The 17,739-nt window shown below is 68.1% G+C and carries 17 protein-coding genes and 2 tRNA genes; 12 read left to right on the forward strand and 7 right to left on the reverse strand.

Annotated features, from left to right (window positions below; all coding sequences use genetic code 11):
- The first annotated feature begins 144 nt into the window (after nt 1–144).
- The 3 genes from BLR21_RS37140 (at nt 145) to BLR21_RS37150 (ending at nt 1,996) form a co-directional block, all read left to right on the forward strand.
- Complete coding sequence (locus BLR21_RS37140; protein WP_090014091.1) at nt 145–417, forward strand: hypothetical protein; 273 nt, start codon at nt 145–147, stop codon at nt 415–417.
- Nucleotides 418–516: 99 nt separating this feature from the next.
- Complete coding sequence (locus tag BLR21_RS37145) at nt 517–837, forward strand: WhiB family transcriptional regulator (RefSeq protein ID WP_030481533.1); 321 nt, start codon at nt 517–519, stop codon at nt 835–837.
- Nucleotides 838–1,174: 337 nt separating this feature from the next.
- Nucleotides 1,175–1,996, forward strand: a complete 822-nt coding sequence (locus BLR21_RS37150; protein WP_176929963.1) for a class I SAM-dependent methyltransferase — start codon at nt 1,175–1,177, stop codon at nt 1,994–1,996.
- 967 nt (nt 1,997–2,963) lie between these two features.
- Here BLR21_RS37150 and BLR21_RS44220 read toward each other — a convergent pair.
- From BLR21_RS44220 to BLR21_RS42915, 4 genes are all read right to left on the reverse strand, one after another.
- Nucleotides 2,964–3,236 (reverse strand): hypothetical protein, encoded by a 273-nt coding sequence (locus BLR21_RS44220; RefSeq protein ID WP_256335180.1) that lies wholly within the window; start codon nt 3,234–3,236, stop codon nt 2,964–2,966.
- A 355-nt stretch (nt 3,237–3,591) separates the two neighbouring features.
- Nucleotides 3,592–4,902, reverse strand: a complete 1,311-nt coding sequence (locus tag BLR21_RS37165) for an ABC1 kinase family protein (RefSeq protein WP_090014099.1) — start codon at nt 4,900–4,902, stop codon at nt 3,592–3,594.
- The gene (locus BLR21_RS37170) at nt 4,899–5,699 is read right to left on the reverse strand and encodes a hypothetical protein (protein WP_090014101.1); all 801 of its coding nucleotides are present in this window, start codon (nt 5,697–5,699) and stop codon (nt 4,899–4,901) included. Before BLR21_RS37170 ends, BLR21_RS37165 begins: the two co-directional genes overlap by 4 nt.
- 45 nt (nt 5,700–5,744) lie before the next feature.
- Entirely contained in the window at nt 5,745–5,900 is a 156-nt protein-coding gene (locus BLR21_RS42915; RefSeq protein WP_169746029.1) for a DUF5679 domain-containing protein, read from the reverse strand.
- Between the two features lie 195 nt (nt 5,901–6,095).
- Here BLR21_RS42915 and BLR21_RS37175 point away from each other — a divergent pair, with 195 nt between their 5' ends.
- On the forward strand, nt 6,096–6,623 hold the full coding sequence (locus BLR21_RS37175; protein WP_090014103.1) for a M48 metallopeptidase family protein: 528 nt from the start codon (nt 6,096–6,098) through the stop codon (nt 6,621–6,623).
- A 226-nt stretch (nt 6,624–6,849) separates the two neighbouring features.
- Here the strand turns inward: BLR21_RS37175 and BLR21_RS37180 are convergent, their stop codons facing one another.
- Nucleotides 6,850–8,154, reverse strand: coding sequence for a zinc-dependent metalloprotease (locus BLR21_RS37180; RefSeq protein ID WP_090014105.1), 1,305 nt, complete (start codon nt 8,152–8,154; stop codon nt 6,850–6,852).
- Nucleotides 8,155–8,198: 44 nt separating this feature from the next.
- Here BLR21_RS37180 and BLR21_RS37185 point away from each other — a divergent pair, with 44 nt between their 5' ends.
- Nucleotides 8,199–9,278 carry a YlbL family protein gene (locus tag BLR21_RS37185; RefSeq protein WP_256335181.1) on the forward strand — a complete coding sequence of 360 codons (1,080 nt, stop codon included), beginning with the start codon at nt 8,199–8,201 and terminating at the stop codon, nt 9,276–9,278.
- 100 nt (nt 9,279–9,378) lie between these two features.
- Here BLR21_RS37185 and BLR21_RS37190 read toward each other — a convergent pair whose 3' ends face one another.
- Nucleotides 9,379–9,918, reverse strand: a complete 540-nt coding sequence (locus BLR21_RS37190; protein ID WP_090014109.1) for a PPA1309 family protein — start codon at nt 9,916–9,918, stop codon at nt 9,379–9,381.
- A gap of 94 nt (nt 9,919–10,012) precedes the next feature.
- Between BLR21_RS37190 and BLR21_RS37195 the strand changes: the two genes are divergently transcribed.
- The 3 genes from BLR21_RS37195 to BLR21_RS37205 all read left to right on the forward strand — a co-directional run bounded on the left by BLR21_RS37195 (nt 10,013) and on the right by BLR21_RS37205 (nt 13,594).
- Nucleotides 10,013–13,012, forward strand: coding sequence for a UPF0182 family protein (locus BLR21_RS37195; RefSeq protein ID WP_090014111.1), 3,000 nt, complete (start codon nt 10,013–10,015; stop codon nt 13,010–13,012).
- Between the two features lie 51 nt (nt 13,013–13,063).
- Nucleotides 13,064–13,137, forward strand: a tRNA-Met gene (locus BLR21_RS37200).
- A 383-nt stretch (nt 13,138–13,520) separates the two neighbouring features.
- Nucleotides 13,521–13,594 (forward strand) — tRNA-Met (locus BLR21_RS37205).
- A gap of 58 nt (nt 13,595–13,652) precedes the next feature.
- Here BLR21_RS37205 and BLR21_RS37210 read toward each other — a convergent pair.
- Nucleotides 13,653–13,862, reverse strand: a complete 210-nt coding sequence (locus BLR21_RS37210) for a hypothetical protein (RefSeq protein WP_090014114.1) — start codon at nt 13,860–13,862, stop codon at nt 13,653–13,655.
- A 386-nt stretch (nt 13,863–14,248) separates the two neighbouring features.
- Here BLR21_RS37210 and BLR21_RS37215 point away from each other — a divergent pair, with 386 nt between their 5' ends.
- The 4 genes from BLR21_RS37215 (at nt 14,249) to ftsX (ending at nt 17,726) form a co-directional block, all read left to right on the forward strand.
- Nucleotides 14,249–14,749: a PadR family transcriptional regulator gene (locus BLR21_RS37215; RefSeq protein ID WP_030470382.1), complete on the forward strand. Its 501-nt coding sequence runs from the start codon at nt 14,249–14,251 to the stop codon at nt 14,747–14,749.
- Nucleotides 14,750–14,820: 71 nt separating this feature from the next.
- A complete protein-coding gene (gene prfB / locus BLR21_RS37220) occupies nt 14,821–15,924 on the forward strand; it encodes a peptide chain release factor 2 (RefSeq protein ID WP_090014116.1) in 1,104 nt (367 codons plus the stop codon).
- Nucleotides 15,925–16,093: 169 nt separating this feature from the next.
- Nucleotides 16,094–16,783 carry a cell division ATP-binding protein FtsE gene (gene ftsE, locus BLR21_RS37225; RefSeq protein ID WP_030470385.1) on the forward strand — a complete coding sequence of 230 codons (690 nt, stop codon included), beginning with the start codon at nt 16,094–16,096 and terminating at the stop codon, nt 16,781–16,783.
- 40 nt (nt 16,784–16,823) lie between these two features.
- Nucleotides 16,824–17,726, forward strand: a complete 903-nt coding sequence (gene ftsX / locus BLR21_RS37230; protein WP_090014119.1) for a permease-like cell division protein FtsX — start codon at nt 16,824–16,826, stop codon at nt 17,724–17,726.
- The last annotated feature ends 13 nt before the right edge of the window (nt 17,727–17,739 follow it).

Genomic DNA, 17,739 nt, shown 5'->3' on the forward strand with positions numbered 1-17,739 from the left:
GGGACAAGTTTCGTTAAATAGGTTGCGAGCCCCAGGTACGGGGTCATAACCTGCTCATGCCGGGTCCGGAGGACCCGTCTGGGGAAGAAGAACTACTACTAGCTCTCGATGCAGAGCTCTCTCGTTCGGAGGAGGTGACCCGTTGTGAAGATCTTCAGCACCTCGCGCGCGGTCAGCCTCCCGTTGACCGAGAGCTTCTGCACGTCCGCATCCACTCAGGCCATGTGGCACACCTCTGCCCACAAGCCAGTGGCACTGCTGGGCCGCGAGCGGGGCACCGCTCTGCGCGGCACCGCTCTGGCCGGCGCCGACGTGCGCAACGAGCAGCCGATCGCGCTGCCGGTCATCGATGACGTCGACAACTACACGAATGCGCTGTCCGCGCATCAAGTGAGAAGGCTCCTGCCGACCCCCTAGAAGGGGTCGAAGGACCACCAGGCTCACGAAAGCCGCGGACTCGTACAGAGTCCGCGGCTTTCGTGTTTTTGCAGTACCCCACACAAGGAGAAAACCCTGATGTTGACCGCGACTGTCCCGCTCACGGGCGAGGCACTTCCGGACCTCGCGGAGGGGCTCGACATCCCCTGCCGCACCCACAACCCCGACCTCTGGTTCGCTGACGCGCCTGCTGACCTCGAGAAGGCGAAGTCCTTCTGCGGGACCTGCCCGGTCCTCGCGGAGTGCCTCGCCGGCGCGATCGCACGTCACGAGCCGTGGGGCGTCTGGGGTGGAGAGATCTTCGAGCGCGGTGTCGTCATCGCGCGCAAGCGGCCCCGTGGCCGTCCGCGCAAGGACGCGACCGTTGTCACTGCCAGCAAGACGGAGGCGGCGGCGTGAACACCGTGCAGCTCAACCACAGCGCAATGCCCGCCTACCTGAACGAGGCCCTGACTCCCATGTCTCTGAACGAAGAACTCGTGCGAATACGAATACAAGAAGCCCAGAGGTTCGCTGAAGAGCAACGCCTGGCGAACCGCCTCGCGTCAGCGCAACGTTGGCGCAGGTTGTCGCGATGGGCGGGACGCAGAGCGGCTCGCTTCGACCTCTGACAGTCTCGAGCTGAGGCCGTCATCCACGAGAAGGTGGATGGCGGCCTCGGCCGTTCCTCCGTACCGTCCCCTTTGTGCCGCACCACACTCACGACGGAATCGACTGGTCATCTCGCCTCCACGCGATGAGGCGCTACGGCTCGCTGCAGGCGGAGGCGCTGTCCTCGGTCGCCCGCAGACTGGTCGAGCCCTTGCCCGACTCACCGGTCGTGATGGACGTCGGCTGCGGTGCCGGCTCCATGAGCGTGCCGCTCGCCGCGGCCCTGCGAGACCACGGCGGAGGCGTCCTGGTCCTGGTCGACGCCACCCCCGAACTGCTGGACGCGGCCTGCACCGCGGCCCGCGCGGAAACCGACGGCGCCGTGTCGGTGAAACCGGTGCTCGCCGACCTCGCCACCGAGAACCCGCTGTCGTTCGCCGGCCCGGTCGAGCTCATCTGGGGCTCCCGGGTGATCCACCACCTCCCTGATCAGTTGCGCGGAATGAAACGCCTGGTAGAAGCCCTGGCCCCCGGCGGCTGGCTGGCCCTCGCGGAAGGCGGCCTCGAAACCCGCTTCCTCCCGTGGGACCTGGGCGTCGGCTCGCCCGGCCTGCAGGAACGCCTGGCCGCGGCCCGCGCCTCGTGGTTCGTGTCGATGCGCGAGAACATGACGGGCTCGGTCCGCCTCCCGGTCGGCTGGAACGTCGCCCTGGCTGACGCGGGCCTGGGCGAGATCAGCGCCTTCAGCTTCGTCGTCGACCACCCGGCCCCGGCCAAGCAGCTGGTCCGCGACTGGGCGGTCGACCGCCTGACCTGGCTGACCGAGATCACCGGCGCCCACCTGCACCCCGCCGACCGCGACGCACTCCGCCGCCTCCTTAACCCCTCCGACTCGGAGTACGTCGGCGCCCGCGAGGACGTGTTCCTGCTGGAAACCGACACCGTTCACGTGGGGCGGCGCCGGTGACCGCTGGTTCGGAGCCGACAGGTGGGGCGAAGTCGGTGGCTGCTGAGGTTGGGCCAGTGGCTGCTCAGGGTGGGCCGGTGACTGCACAGGTTGGGTCGGTGACAGCTGAGGCAGAGCCGGTAGCCGCTGGTGTGGAGCTTGTGACGGCTGGATCGAAGTCGTGACTGGTGGGGGGTCGGCAGCTGAGCTGTGTCGGTCAGGGCTGCGGCTCATTCGTCGGCTGGTGCAGAGCCAGCGACCGATGAGGCGGAGCCGATGACCGCTGGGGCGGAGCCGGCGCCCGCTTGCCACAGATGCGGGCGGCTGCGTTCCTCCGTTTCTGACCTGGAGTTCCTGGCCTGGTCGGCGGAGCGGACCGGTGGGTCTCTCCGGTGGTTGTGTCAGGTGTGCTCGAAGACCCACCTGCGGGACATCGAGGGCAAGCTGCCGGACGAGTACTGGCGTTGACTCACCTGGAGTTGCGGGTGAGGTGTGGCGTGGGTGTTGAGGTGGCGCCGGGTTGGGGTGGCGCCGGGTTGGGGTGGCGCCGGGTTGGGGTGGCGCCGGGTTGAGGCGGCGTCGGACTGGGGTGGCGTCGGACTGGGGGGGCGTCGGACTGGGGTGGCGCCGGGTTGAGGCGGCGTCGGACTGGGGTGGCGTCGGACTGGGGCGGCGCCGGGTTGAGGCGGCGTCGGACTGGGGCGGCGCCGGACTGAAGTGGCGTCCGGTCAGGTCGTGGGGGGCCTGAAGCGCAGCCGCCGAGTTGAGTGGCGCGAGCTCGTGAGGGTGAGCCGCTGGGGCCAGCACGCGGGTTCGCAGCCTCCGATGACCCGGCTCGGATTGCCCAACTGCGTGCGCACGCAGTACCCGGCACGCCCGCTGACCTGCAGTGTCAGGGGCGCAGGGAGTCGAAGAGCCGACTCGTCGCTAGGCAGGAAAACCTCCTTCCAACGCTCATGCGCAGGGCGCGCCCAGCACGGGCCTGCGGTCAGGTCGGGTACAGGTGGCACAGGGCCTGTCTGACCAGGGCCGTTCCTCGGCGGCTGCTCACCCGTAACTCCTCCCGCAGGTCCGCCGGCGTGCACAACCGCGCGCTCACGACGGCGTCGAGGATTTCCGCGATGGCGCGCGGGTTGAGTTCCCGCCGGGCCATGTCTAGAGCGGCCCGCGCGGCAGCGGCGAGCCTCAGGCCGTGGCGTTCCACCACGGCAGGTGGGCGGGTGGTGCGTTCCAGCAGAATCCACGGATTCGCTCTTCGCACATTGCTTCCCGCGAGGACATGAATGTGCCTGGGAAGGGGAAGTGCGGCTCCTTGGCGAACGAGCGCGTCGGCTCCTGTGATCACCGAGGAAGGTCCGGCGAAGGAAAGGACGGCGCGCAGTCTGTCTAGGCGGGTGGCCGGGGACGGTGTGGTCAGAACTACGCCGGGCAGCAGCCGCTGCCATGAGCCGGCGGGGGTGCAGTGGCGCAGGACCTCGCGTGAGGAGATCCCGGATTTGCGCAGCTCAGCGGTGGTTGCGATGGGTGCCATGGGTTTAGCTTGGCGTAGTCGGCGGGGGGCGAAGGGGGCTGAGGGCCAAGCTGTGGATAACTTCGCCTGGGTTCACTCGGACGAGTTAGTCGGCGAATCCCGGTTGCCACCGTGAAACGATTTCGTGCGCGGTCACGTGGGCGTCGAGTTGGCAGAGAATGCCCGTCGCGCCCATTGTCACGCGGTGAATCAGCAGGTACTGGGGCGGCAGGTTCAAAGAGCGGCCCGTCTGCGAATCCGGGCTGCGCAGGTCGCCCACGCGTTCGGCCTGTGACTGCAGCCAGCGGCGGGTGAAGTGGAACGACTCGGTGCGCAGCGGCTCCACGAACGGTGTCAGGTAGCCGAGCACGTCCTCGCCGTGCAGTTCCATGCCCTCGCGGATGAAGTTCTCGGTGCGCAGCAGTTCGACGAGGTCGTCGGAGCGGCCGTCGAGGGCCAGCCTGGTCATCAGGCCCAGCGTCTTGGGCAGGCCGTCGGGCAGGCGGGCCACGGCGCCGAAGTCGATCACGCGCAGGCGGCCGTCGTCGCCCAGCATGAAGTTGCCGGGGTGCGGGTCGGCGTGCAGCAGGCCGGAGCGGGACGGGGCCGAGAAGTGGAACTCGGCGAGCAGCTGGCCCGCCAGGTCGCGGTCCTCGGCCGAGCCCTCGCGGATGATGTTCGACAGGCCCACGCCGGAGGTCCACTCGGTCACCATGACCTTGGGCGCCGAGGCGATGACGCGGGGGACCAGCACGTGCGGGTCGTTCTCGAAGGCCTTCGCGAACGTGCGCTGGTTCGTGGCCTCGTCGCGGTAGTCGAGCTCCTCCAGGTACCTGTCGCGCAGCTCCTCCAGCAACGGGCGCACGTCGGCGCCGGGCATGATCGCCTGCAGCAGGCGGCTGAACCGCAGCAGCTGCTTGAGGTCGGCGCGCAGGGCCTCGTCCGCGCCGGGGTACTGGACCTTCACCGCCACGTCGCGGCCGTCGTGCCACACCGCGCGGTGCACCTGGCCGATGGACGCCGACGCGGCCGGTTCGTCGTCGAACTCCTGGAAGCGCTTCGTCCAGGACGCGCCCAGCTGTTCGGCGAGCACGCGGTGCGTGGTCCGGGCGGGCATCGGCGGGGCCGCGGTCTGCAGCTTTGTCAGCGCCTCGCGGTACGGGGCCGCCAGCTCGTCGGGGACCGCCGCCTCGAACACGCTCAGCGCCTGCCCGAACTTCATGGCGCCGCCCTTGAGCTGGCCGAGCACCGCGAAGACCTGCTCCGCTGTCTTGGCCGTCACCTCGGCGTTGACCTCGTCGGCCGCGCGTCCGGTCAGTCGCTTCCCCCAGCCGCCGACAACCCGGCCGGCCACCCCGAGCGGGAGGCTCGCCAGCTTGGCGGTGCGCTGCACGGCCTTGCGCGGAATCTCGGTCACTCGGCCATGTTATGTGCGGAGCACTGACAGTCCGGGTGCGGATACCAGCTTCGCCTCTCAGCAACACCGGACATGAGGTCGAGCTCGAGAGTGGCGTTCACCACGGGCGGAGGGACCTGGTCGCGGCCGCGGACGTAGCTCAGCGACTCCAGGATCTGTGCCACCGCGAGCGCCGCCGTTCCCGACGCGAACAGCACGTCGGTGGAGGCCGGCCGGCCGACGAGCTGCGCGGCGATGACGGGCCACGCCGGATCTTGGTCGGTGCGGTGCAGGTCCGCGCAGTTCAGGCACGAAGAACGACCGGGCAGGACCAACGGCCCCACGATGCCCACGCCCTCACGTACGCGCACGGCCAGATGCGGCGTCCGGAACGCCATCAGCGTGCTCACGAGGTTCGGATCGGGGACGAGCGTCGCCGCCAGCACTGTCAGATCGGCGTTGTGCGCGAGCTGAACACCGGATTCCGCTAGAAGCGAAGTAATTGAAAGCGCAAGGTGTCCGGACCCGTGCACGGCGGCCGTCCCACCCCTCGCCGGGGGACCGTCGTCGAGCAGGCCGGCCTCTTCGAGCGAGGACAGAACTTCACCCAGCTGGGTGGGGTCTCCACCGCGGCTTTTCAGCCTTTCACCCAGTTCAGCGACAGTGTGCCGGCCGTCGAGGGTGATCAGTTCGTCGATCAGCGCCTCGGGCAGCGAGTCGATCACGACGGCGTGCTTCGGGTCGGTGCCGACCTGGACGACGCCGGGGGCTCTGCGCACCACGGCCAGTCCTGCGCGCACGCGAGGTCTTGTGTCCACGTCGGCAAGACTGGCAGGGGGCGTGGCCCCCTGCCAGCGCAAACGTCAGACCTTGGCCTTGCCGAGGATCCGCGTCATCTTCGTACCGCAGACAGGGCAGGTGCCCTTCGCCATGCGCCGCCCATTGGTCTCCTCGACGTTGCCGTCGAAGTCGCGCTTCTCGCGACACTTGACGCAGTAGCCGTTGTAGGTGTCGGCCACAGCCCCTCCCTTGCAGTTGTGAGTGCGGACACACTCGGGGACCTTGTCGCGACGGTACCTCCGCAGGCGTGCGAAATCGCGCATGTCGACCCCGCGCGTGTCCAGCCGCCGTTCGGTGGAACTTCACCCGCCGGGTGCGCGCCTGCCGCCGGTTGGGGGCCGAAAATTGTCGGTGACGCCGTTTACGGTGACTGCATGGCCGAACCGCGGGTGGAAGTGCGGCGGAGCCCCCGGCGCCGCCGCATGGTCAGCGCGTACCGGGAGGGCGACACCGTCGTCGTCCTTCTGCCGGCACGGATGACCAAGGGGGAAGAGAAGCACTGGGTGGCGGAGATGTTGAGCCGCCTCCAGCGCAGTGAGACGCGCAGGAAGTCCCCTGCGCGCACATCGGACGAGGCGCTGATGGCGCGGTGCGCCGAGCTTTCGGCGCGCTACCTCGACTCGCTGGCGGAGCCGGTGAGCGTGCGCTGGGTGCCGCCCATGCGCACGCGCTGGGCTTCGTGCACGCCGACAGAGGGCACGATCCGCGTGTCCGAGCGGCTGCGCGAAGTGCCGCCGTGGGTGCTCGACTACGTGCTGGTGCACGAACTCGCGCACCTGCTGGTGCCAGGGCACGGCAAGGACTTCTGGGAGTGGGTCCACCGCTACCCGAAGACCGAGCGGGCCATGGGCTATCTGGAGGGTCTCTCGGCCGCCGCAGGCCTGAAGATCACAGAAGACTGAGCGCCGGATCGGATCTCATGGGAAAGGTGTGCTCGAGGGGTGCGCTCGCCGGATTCGTTCCGACGTGTCTTCTGGGGGCCGAGCCCCCAGACCCCGCGCCGGGGGAAGCCCCCGGGCCCCATGCGGGGCCGTGCGCTCAGCCCCCGCGCCGGGGCTGAGCCTTTGGACGCTGAAAGCGACGCGCCCGGCCAGGAAGTCCTCGCCGGGCGCGTCGTTCAGGTGCCGGTCAGGGCTTGTCGGACTGGCCGCCGTCCTTGCCCTCGTCCTCGCGCATGGTGCGCTCCAGCTCGGCGATCGGGTCCTCCAGCGCCTTGCGGGTGTTCGTCAGGCGCTCCGCGAACTCCAGCGGGTCGTCGAGGTCCTCGGCGGTCGGGACGAGCTCGGCGTGCTCCCACACGCTGTCGCGCACCTCGACGCCGTGCTGGTCGCCGACCAGCTTCCACAGGGCCGAGGCGGCCCGCAGCTTGCGCGGGCGCAGCTCCAGGCCCACGAGCGTCGCGAACGTCTGCTCGGCCGGGCCGCCGGAGGCACGGCGGCGGCGCAGTGTCTCGCGCAGGGCCGCGGCGCCGGGCAGGCGGTCGGAGACGGCGGCGTCGACCACGACGTCCACCCAGCCCTCGACGAGCGCGAGGAGCGTCTCCAGGCGGTTCAGCGCCGCCTTCTGCTCCGGGGTGGTCTGCGGTTCGAGCAGGCCCGAGCCCATGGCCTCCTCGATGGAGGCGGGGTTCGACGGGTCGATCTGGCCGGCGAGCTGCTCCAGGGCCGAGGTGTCGACCTTGATGCCCTTGGCGAACTCCTCGACGGTGTCGAGCAGGCGCTGCCGCAGCCACGGCACGTGCGTGAAGAGGCGCTGGTGGGCGGCCTCGCGGGCGGCGAGGAACACCATGACCTCGGATGCGGGACGCTCCAGGCCCTCGGTGAACTTCTCGATGTTCGCCGGCAGCAGGGCCGCGGTGCCCTCGGGGCCGAGCGGCAGGCCGACGTCGGTCGAGGTCAGCACCTCGGCGCCGAGCTGTGCCAGCGCGTTGCCGAGCTGCGAGCCGAACGCCATGCCGCCCATCTGGCCGAGCATCGCCAGCAGCGGGCCGGCCGCCTGCTTGGCCTCGGCGGGCATCGCCTCGACCCAGGCGCCGGACATGCGCTGCGCGACCGGGTCGCACAGGCGCTGCCAGGTCGGGATGGTGCGCTCGATCCAGTCGCGCGCGGTCCACGTCTGCGTTGTGCGGGTGCCGGCGGGCAGCGACGTGACCGGGTCGAGCCACATCTCGGCCAGGTGCACGGCGTCGGTGACCGCGCTCGACTGGTCGGCGGCGAACCCGATCGTGGTCGTCGACGAGGACAGCTGCTGGAACGCGATCTGCTTGGCGAGGTCGTAGTTCACCGGCCCGCTCGACGAGCCCGCGTTGCTCAACATCGAGCCCAGTTGGCTCAGCATGTCGCCCAGCTGGCTGAAGTCGAACGGGTTGTCTCCCGGCTTCCCGCCCTTGTCGTCGGGGTCGTCGGGGCGGAACCCGAACGGCACGTCACTCATGCCTCTACCGTACGCGGACAGACATGGTCGTACGCTGTTCAGCCGTGAGTGAAACCGTCACGACCGCACCCCCACCCGCGCCCCCGCCGAGGGAACGCGGACTGACCCGCCGGACGTGGACGCTGATCGTCAGCTTCCTAGTGGTGGCGGCGCTCGGACTGCTCGGCGGTTTCGCCAGAGTCCCGTACGTCGCGCTGGGCCCCGGCCCGACCTACGACGTGCTCGGCCAGGTCAAGGACGCCGACGTGGTGTCGGTCGAGGGCCAGGACACCTTCCCCACCAAGGGGACCCTGCGCATGACGACGGTCTCGCTCACCGACGACGTGTCGCTGTTCGGCGCGCTGGGTCTGTGGTTGTCCGGCCGCTACGCGCTGGCGCCGCGCGAGGAGTTCTTCAAGCCCGGCGAGTCGGAGCAGCAGGTCCAGGAGAACAACGAGCGCGCGTTCAGCGAGTCGCAGACCGCCGCCGAGGTCGCGGCGCTGAACTACCTCAAGTATCCGGGCATGGTGATCGCGAACCAGGTCACCAAGGGCAGCCCGGCGGAGAACGTGATCCCGCTCGGCGCCCGCATCATCTCGGTCAACGGCAAGCAGGTGCAGAGCGCCGCCGACGTGAGCAGCTCGCTGGAGAACACCAGGCCCGGCGACCGCATCGAGGTGGCGTTCGAGAAGGACGGCACCTCCCAGTCGACCCAGCTCACCCTCGGCACCCGCGACGACGGCCGTCCGGCGGGCTTCATCGGCATCTCGCCGGTCGACCGCGCCGACGTGCCGTTCAAGATCAAGATCAGCCTCTCCGACGTGGGCGGCCCCTCGGCCGGCCTGATCTTCGCGCTGGCGATCGTCGACAAGCTGACGCCGGGCGAGCTCAACGGCGGCAAGGCCATCGCGGGCACCGGCGAGATCACCGGCGACGGCACCGTGAAGCCCATCGGCGGCATCGCCTTCAAGATGGTCGCCGCCAAGGAAGCGGGCGCGACGGCGTTCCTCGTGCCGGCCGACAACTGCGCGGACGCCAAGCAGCAGGCCCCCGCCGACCTCAAGCTGATCAAGGTCGAGAACCTGACGGACGCCGTGTCGTCGCTGGAGGCGCTCAACGCCGGCAAGGACACGCCGAGCTGCTGACTCCGGTCGGCGCTGTCCGCTTGCCGCGAACATCAGGCAACGACATCACAACCCCGGCGCGATCACGTGCCGGGGTTGTGCCAGCCTGGGGAGATGACGACTAGGGCCGCAGCGTGGCGAGCAGGGCGTCGGTGAGGTTGGGCGCCAGTTCGGGGTGCTCGACGAACTCCTCCGGCACCTCGACCGTCCCGCGCAGCCTCAGCACGCAGGACACCGAGCCGTCGCGCAGCACCGCCGCCACCAGGCGCGCCTCGCGGCGGGCGGGGTGTTCGGCGGCGAAGCGGCGGGCCGCCTCGTCGTCCAGTTCGCCGTGGCTCAGTTCCGTCTCGGCCTCCGGCGGCAGGACGACGATCTCCTGGGCCAGGGCGCACCCGGTGACGGCCGGGGGCCACTCGATGCCCAGGAGCGCGTCGCCCAGATCGCCCGAGAGCTCCTCCTGGGCGATCGGGGTCAGCGGACTCGACTCCGGGTCGAGCTGGTTCCGCAGCTCCGGCTGCTGGTCGAGCAGGTCTGAGGTGGCCACTAGGGCGAAGAGTTGCGGAGGCTGCTCCCAGCCGCCTGCCGCTACGAACTCCTCAACCTCGCGGGCGACCGTCGGGAGGATGACCGCTGGCGTTTCACTCGCTGACACGCGTGTCATCGTAAGACTGCGGGCTTCACGGGAACCCAGGGCGTCGTCCGTAGAGTTGGACTAAACGTACGTATCGATTTACCGCGATCCAGGAGCGTGCCTCGTGGCCACACGGCCTCCGGTCGGACTGCCGAAACTGTCCCGGCGCAGCCGAATACTGCTCATCGTGGGTGTTGTGCTTTTGTTCGGTCTCATCACGGGATCGCGGCTGCTCGACACCTACGTGAACTGGCTGTGGTTCGGCGAGGTGAAATTCCGCGACGTCTACAGCACAGTCCTGCTCACCCGCCTGTCGCTGTTCGTGGCGGTCGGGGCCGTGGTCGGCGGCATCGTCGCGCTGAACCTCTTCCTCGCGTACCGGGCCCGGCCGGTGTTCGTGCCGGTGTCCGGGCCCGATGACCCGGTGGCGCGCTACCGCACCGTCGTGATGGGGCGGGTGCGGTTCTTCGCGATCGGCATCCCCGTGTTCGTCGGGCTGATCGCGGGCGCGTCGGCGCAGGCCGACTGGCAGCAGATCCAGCTGTTCCTGAACTCCCAGCCGTTCGGCGTGACCGACCCGCAGTTCGGGCACGACATCGGCTTCTACGCGTTCCAGCTGCCGTTCTACGAGTGGCTGCTGTCGTGGCTGTTCATCACGGTCGCGGTGTCGTTCATCGGCGCGGTCATCGCGCACTACCTCTTCGGCGGCATCCGGCTGGCCGGTCGCGGCGGCCAGCTCTCGGGCCCCGCGCGGCTGCACCTGGCGCTCGTCGCCGGCACGTTCGTGCTGCTCAAGGCCGTCGCGTACTTCTTCGACCGCTACTCGCTGCTGTTGCACGAGAACGAGAAGTTCGTCGGCGCGAGCTACACCGACCTCAACGCGGTGCTGCCCGCCAAGCTGATCCTGCTGTGCATCGCGGTGTTCTGCGCCGTCGCGTTCTTCGCGGGCGCGTTCATGCGCAACGTGCAGCTGCCCGCCATCGCGACCGTCCTGCTGGTGCTGTCGAGCGTGCTCGTCGGTGCGGCGTGGCCCGCGGTGCTGGAGCAGTTCTCGGTCAAGCCGAACGCCATCCAGAAGGAAGCCGAGTCGATCAGCCGCAACATCGCGGCGACACGGCAGTCGTTCGGGCTGACCGACGACAAGGTCGAGACGAAACCGTACGAGGGCAAGCAGAACGTCACCAACGACCAGGTCAAGACCAACGACGCGGCGACGCTGGGCAACATCCGCCTGCTCGACCCGGCGGTGCTCTCGCGGACCTTCACGCAGTTCCAGCAGCTGCGGCCGTTCTACGGCTTCCCGAACAAGCTCGACGTCGACCGGTACACACTGGAAGGAAAGCTCCGCGACTACATCGTCGCGGTGCGCGAGCTGAAGCTCGACAGCCTGCCGCAGGGCCAGCGCGACTGGATCAACCAGCACCTCATCTACACGCACGGCAACGGCTTCGTCTACGCCGAGGCGAACAAGGTGAACGCGGTCGCCGACGAGTCCAACGGCGGCTACCCGGACTTCAAGACCGGTGAGGTCAAGTCCAACGGCGACGTCGGCAACGTGCCGAACGGCATCCAGGTCGACCAGCCCCGCACCTACTTCGGCGAGCTGTTCGGCGTGAACGACTACTCGATCGTCGGCGGCCGCCCGGCCGGCTCGGCGGCGGAGTACGACACGGACGCCAAGTCCTACACCTACACCGGTAGCGGTGGCGTCCCGATCGGCAGCCTGTTCAACAAGCTGGCCTTCGCGGCGTACTACGGCGAGCGCAACATCCTCTTCAACCAGTCGATCGCGGACGAGTCGAAGATCCTGTTCAAGCGCACGCCGCGCGACCGCGTGCAGGCCGTCGCCCCGTGGCTCACGGTCGACAGCGACCCGTACCCGGCCGTCGTCAACGGCCGCATCACGTGGATCGTCGACGGCTACACCACGCTCGAGAACTACCCGTACGCCCAGCGCACGCAGCTCGGTGACGCGACGAACGACTCGCTCACCGCGGACGGCGTCGTCATCTCGCAGGTCAACAAGCCCGTCAACTACATCCGCAACTCGGTCAAGGCCACTGTGGACGCTTACGACGGCTCGGTGAACCTGTACCAGATCGACGACAAGGACCCGGTCCTCAAGGCGTGGATGGGCGTCTTCCCGAACACGGTGAAGCCCGGCAGCGAGATCTCGGACGCGCTGCGCGCGCACTTCCGCTACCCCGAGGACCTGTTCAAGGTGCAGCGGCAGATCCTGTCGAAGTACCACGTCTCGTCGCCGTCGGACTTCTACTCCGGTGTCGCCTACTGGGCACCGCCGCAGGACCCGACGATCGACAACGTGACGACGGCCGACGCCCAGCGCGACGCGGCGAGCAAGCGCCGTGACGCCCAGCCGCCGTTCTACGTCCTCGCCGGTGACCCGGGCGACCCGAGCAAGGTCCGCTTCCAGCTGACCAGCCCGCTCGTCCGCGAGAACCGGGAGTTCATGGCGGCCCACGTCTCGGTCGGATCCGATCCGGACAACTACGGGAAGATCAGCGTCCTGCAACTCAGCCAGGACGCGAAGGGCCCGCAGCAGATCCAGACACAGTTCCTCACGTCGGACAACGTCAGCCGTGAGCTCAACCTGCTGACCCAGCAGAAGACCACGGTCGTCTACGGCAACCTGCTCACACTGCCCGTGGGCGGAGCGCTGCTCTACGTCGAACCCGTCTACATCGAACGCGCGTCGAACAACACGTCGTACCCGCAGCTGTCCAAGGTGCTCGTCTGGTACGGCGACCGGGTCGGCTACGCGTCCACGTTGAACGAGGCGCTGGACCAGGTGCTCAGCGGAGCCGGCTCGGTCGTGCCGCCGCCGAGTGACAACAACGGCAACGGCCAGAACACCACGCCGCCGACCACGCCGCCCACCAACAGCGCGCTGAGCCCTGAGCTGCAGAAGGCGGTCAGCGACATCGACGCGGCGCTGGCCGACATCAAGAGGGCCCAGCAGAACAGCAACTTCACCGAGCTCGGCCAGGCGTACGCCAAGCTGGACGACGCCACCAAGAGGTTCAAGCAGTACAACACCGGGGCACCGGCCGCGCCGCCGACGGGCCAGTCGTCGGTTGTGCCGAGCCCCACACCGTCCGGCTGACCTACCGATTTGCATTCTCCGCTCCACCCCGCGTAGAGTTCCAATTACCGACGCGGGGTGGAGCAGCTCGGTAGCTCGCTGGGCTCATAACCCAGAGGTCGCAGGTTCAAATCCTGTCCCCGCTACAAAGTTGGGAAAGTCCTGTCTGCGGAGATCGCAGACAGGACTTTTTCGCATTTACATTGGGGGCAGAGCCCCCAAACCCCACCCCGGGGGCAAGCCCCCGGACCCCCGCCTGCCTTGCCTTCGGCATCGGCAGGCCACCCTTCGCGTCAGCTTTCCCCGGCCTTGCCTTCGGCGTCGGCTGACAAACACCTCGCGCTCGGTCGCCTCGCCTTCGACTGGCGCAAATGCTTCGCCTTCGGCGTTGGTTGGGGCGGAGGGGGTTTGGGGGCGTTGACCTGCGGTTATGGTGCTTAAGGGGGGTGGGTGAAAAGGGGTTTTTGGAGGGTGTAGAGTTCTCCTTACAACAGCAAGACAGCAACACGGTTAGACAAGCTAGAAGCGGCGCGGGGTGGAGCAGCTCGGTAGCTCGCTGGGCTCATAACCCAGAGGTCGCAGGTTCAAATCCTGTCCCCGCTACTAGATTAGACAGAAGGCCGGAGCCTATTGGCTCCGGCCTTCTGTCTTTGCTGGTCTTTCAGGTCATGTTCTCGGCCCAGTACTGGGCGCACAGCATGCTGGAGCAGATGCGGCCCTCGCCGTTGACGGTGCGGTGCTTGCGGATCTGTTTGCCGCACACCATGCACTCGTCCTTGCCGGCCTGCTCCGGGATGCCCCCCGTCATCCACGCCCTCGTGTGCGCCGCCACCTTCTTATGGTCCAGCCACTTCAAGTTCAGGTTCTTCATGGTCCCCGACCTCCGTGTTCAACCGCGCCAGCCTGGCAATGATCATTTTCCCGGAATGTCCGGCCTGGGAAAGGGGTCTGCGCGGACATCACCAGGTCGTGCGACGCCTGCCCCCGACCGTCCATTCGGGTGGCTCCGGCCGGTGAGAGTCGTACCGCCGATCGAGTGAGAGCGGGGGACTTTCGTTTCTGCGAAAGGACTTTTCCATCCGGGATGGACACAGACGGTCAAGAGGCCAAACGCGTGAGGCTCGAAAACTGCCGCTTACTCAGCGAGACTTTTCGTTGCTCCGCATGGCCCATCAGACTAGCCCGGTGATCAGCCACTGTGGACAGAACGGCTGACCATTGTGGACAGCTTCCCCCGGACGTGGGAACGTTGTCGTTGTGTCAGACCTGAATGCGACCGCAGCCGCCCTGCTCGGGCTGCTGCACGACGGACCCAAGACCGGTGGCCAGTTGGTGGCGGAGGCAGGAGACCGCTTCGGCGCGTTCTTCAGCGTGACCCGCTCCCAGGTGTACCGCGAGCTGCCCGCGCTGGCCGACCAGGGCCTGCTGCGCCTCGGCAAGCAGGGACCGCGGTCCAGCCAGCAGTACGTGCTGACTGCCGCGGGCAAGAAGGCCTTCAAGAACTGGCTGCTGTCCGAGCCTGGCCCGGACCATCTGCGCAGCCCGCTCATCCTGCGCCTGGTGCACGCCGGCTCGCTGACCGCGAAGCAGCGCGAGTCCCTGATCACGACCGCACGTTCGACGTACGGTCAGGAACAGGAGAGCGCGAAGAGCGCGGCCAAGACGGCGGAGGACCCCTACGCCAAGGCGGTGGCAGAGTTCGGTCTCGCTCACGCGAAGGCCGTTCTCAAGCTGCTCGACGCGATTCCGACCGCGTAGAAACCGCTTCGAAGAGAGCGCCAGCACGCACCGGTCGCGACTGACGGCCGGTGCTGGCGTAATCTTTTTGCGTGAACCCGGACGTCGAAGCAGACATCAAGGACCTCTCCGCCACCCTTTCGAGCATCGAGGCGGTGCTGGACCTCGATGCGCTGCGCGCCGCTGTCGCGGACCTGGAGGACCAGGCTGCCCGCCCTGACCTCTGGGACGACCAGGAGAAGGCGCAGAAGGTCACCAGCGCGCTCTCCCACAAGCAGGGTGAGTTGCGCCGCGTCACCGGCCTGCGTGAGCGCCTCGACGACCTCCCCCTGCTCTACGAGCTCGCGGAGGAGGCCGAGGACGCGGACGCCAATGCCGACGCGGACAACGACCGCGCCAAGCTCCGCGAGGAGATCGCGAGCCTCGAGGTGCGCACGCTCCTGTCCGGCGAGTACGACGAGCGCAACGCGCTGATCACCATCCGCGCCGAGGCCGGTGGCGTCGACGCCGCGGACTTCGCCGAGATGCTGCTGCGCATGTACTCGCGCTGGGCCGAGCGCCACAACTACGGCGTCGACGTGTTCGACACGTCCTACGCCGAAGAGGCCGGCATCAAGTCCGCCACCTTCCGCGTCAGCGCCCCGTACGCCTACGGCACGCTGAGCGTCGAGCAGGGCACGCACCGTCTCGTGCGCATTTCGCCGTTCGACAACCAGGGCCGCCGCCAGACGTCGTTCGCCGGCGTCGAGGTCGTGCCCGTCGTCGAGCAGACCGACCACGTCGAGATCGACGAGAAGGAACTGCGCGTCGACGTCTACCGCTCGTCCGGCCCCGGCGGCCAGGGCGTCAACACAACGGACTCGGCGGTGCGCCTCACGCACATCCCGACCGGCATCGTGGTGTCCTGCCAGAACGAGCGCTCGCAGCTGCAGAACAAGGCCACGGCCATGAACGTCCTGCAGGCGAAGCTGCTCGAGCGCCGCCGGCAGGAGGAGCAGGCCAAGATGGACGCGCTGAAGGACTCCGGCTCCAGCTGGGGCAACCAGATGCGCTCCTACGTGCTGCACCCGTACCAGATGGTCAAGGACCTGCGCACCGAGCACGAGGTCGGCAACCCGTCCGCGGTGCTCGACGGGGAGATCGACGACTTCCTCGAGGCCGGCATCCGGTGGCGCAAGCAGTCCCAGCAGGCCTAGGGCCTGAGCCGAGGAGCACGTTCTGCCCCGAACGAGGGTGGAACGTGCTCTTTTCGTGGACCGATCGTGCCTGGTCGGATACACCGCGTCGAGGTTCGAGCCGCCCTTCCGGGGCTGGAAGTTAACCGGAACGGGGGCTTTACCCCGGCCATGAGTAGACTCGCGCCTCGTGATTCGTCTCGAACACGTTTCCAAGGTCTACAAGACCTCCACGCGTCCTGCGCTCGACGACGTGTCCGTCGAGATGGAGAAGGGCGAGTTCGTCTTCCTGATCGGGCCCTCGGGGTCCGGCAAGTCGACGTTCCTGCGCCTGCTGCTGCGTGAAGAGGTGCCGACCAGGGGCCGCGTCTACGTCTCCAACTTCGACGTCGCCAAGATGTCGCGGCGCAGGGTTCCCCGCCTGCGGCAGTCGATCGGCTGCGTGTTCCAGGACTTCCGTCTTCTGCCCACGAAGACGGTGGCGGAGAACGTCGCCTTCGCGCTCGAGGTCATCGGCAAGCCCCGCAACACCATTGTCAAGGTGGTGCCGGAGGTGCTGCAGCTGGTGGGCCTCGACGGCAAGGAGGACAGGTTCCCGACCGAGCTGTCCGGTGGTGAACAGCAGCGCGTCGCGATCGCCCGTGCGTTCGTGAACCGCCCGCTGGTGCTGATCGCCGACGAGCCGACCGGAAACCTGGACCCCGACACGAGCCAGGACATCATGTTGCTGCTGGAGCGGATCAACCGCACCGGCACGACCGTCATCATGGCCACCCACGACCACGGCATCGTCGACTCGATGCGCCGCCGCGTGGTGGAGCTGTCGTACGGCAAGGTCGTCCGTGATGACGCGCGCGGCGTTTACGGCGTTGGCCGCTAAGCGTCCCTAAGCCCCCGAACCCCAAGGAACCCCGCCCCCGATGCGTACCAGCTTCGTGTTCAGCGAGGTCATCACCGGACTTCGCCGGAACGTCACGATGACGATCGCGATGATCCTCACGACCGCCATCTCGCTCGGGCTGCTCGGCGGTGGCCTGCTCGTCGTCCGCATGGTCGACAAGATGCAGGCCAACTACGCGGGCAAGCTCGAGGTCTCCGTGCTGCTGACGAACGATGTCAGCGCCAACGACAAGGACTGCACCCAGCAGCCGTGCGCGGGCCTGCGGTCCGACCTGGAGGCGACCTCCGGCGTCGAGTCCGTGGTGTACCAGAACCGGGACGAGGGCTTCGAGCGGTTCAAGCGCATCTTCGAGGCCCAGCCGGAACTGCTCAAGCTCGCGCGTCCCGAAGCCATTCCGGCGACGTTCCGCGTGAAGCTCGAGGACCCGGAGCGCACCGACGTCATCAAGCAGGCCTTCGAGGGCAAGCCCGGTGTGAAGGGCGTCGACGACCAGGGCAAGTTCCTGGAGCGGTTCTTCGAGGGCCTCAACGGCATGCGCGACGTCGCCCTGATCCTCGCGCTCATCCAGGCGTTCGCCGCGCTGCTGCTGATCTCGAACACCATCCAGGTGTCGGCGTTCACCCGCCGCGTCGAGGTCGGCATCATGCGCCTGGTGGGCGCGACACGGTGGTACACGCAGTTGCCGTTCCTCATCGAGGCGGTCGTCGCGGGCATCATCGGCTCGGTCACCGCGGTGGGCGGCCTGGTGCTGTTCAAGGCGTTCTTCCTCGACCGGATCACCAGGAACCTCACCGAGTCGGGCATCATCCCGCCGATCGGCTACCTGGACATCCTGATCGTGTCGCCCTGGCTGTTCCTCGTCGCGATAGTCATCTCGGCGACCACCGGCTACGTGACACTCCGCCTCTACGTGCGCCTTTAAGAGCTTTGCGCAC

The sequence above is a fragment of the Lentzea albidocapillata subsp. violacea genome, from assembly GCF_900100275.1.
In the GTDB taxonomy this organism is placed as follows: Bacteria; Actinomycetota; Actinomycetes; order Mycobacteriales; family Pseudonocardiaceae; genus Lentzea; species Lentzea violacea.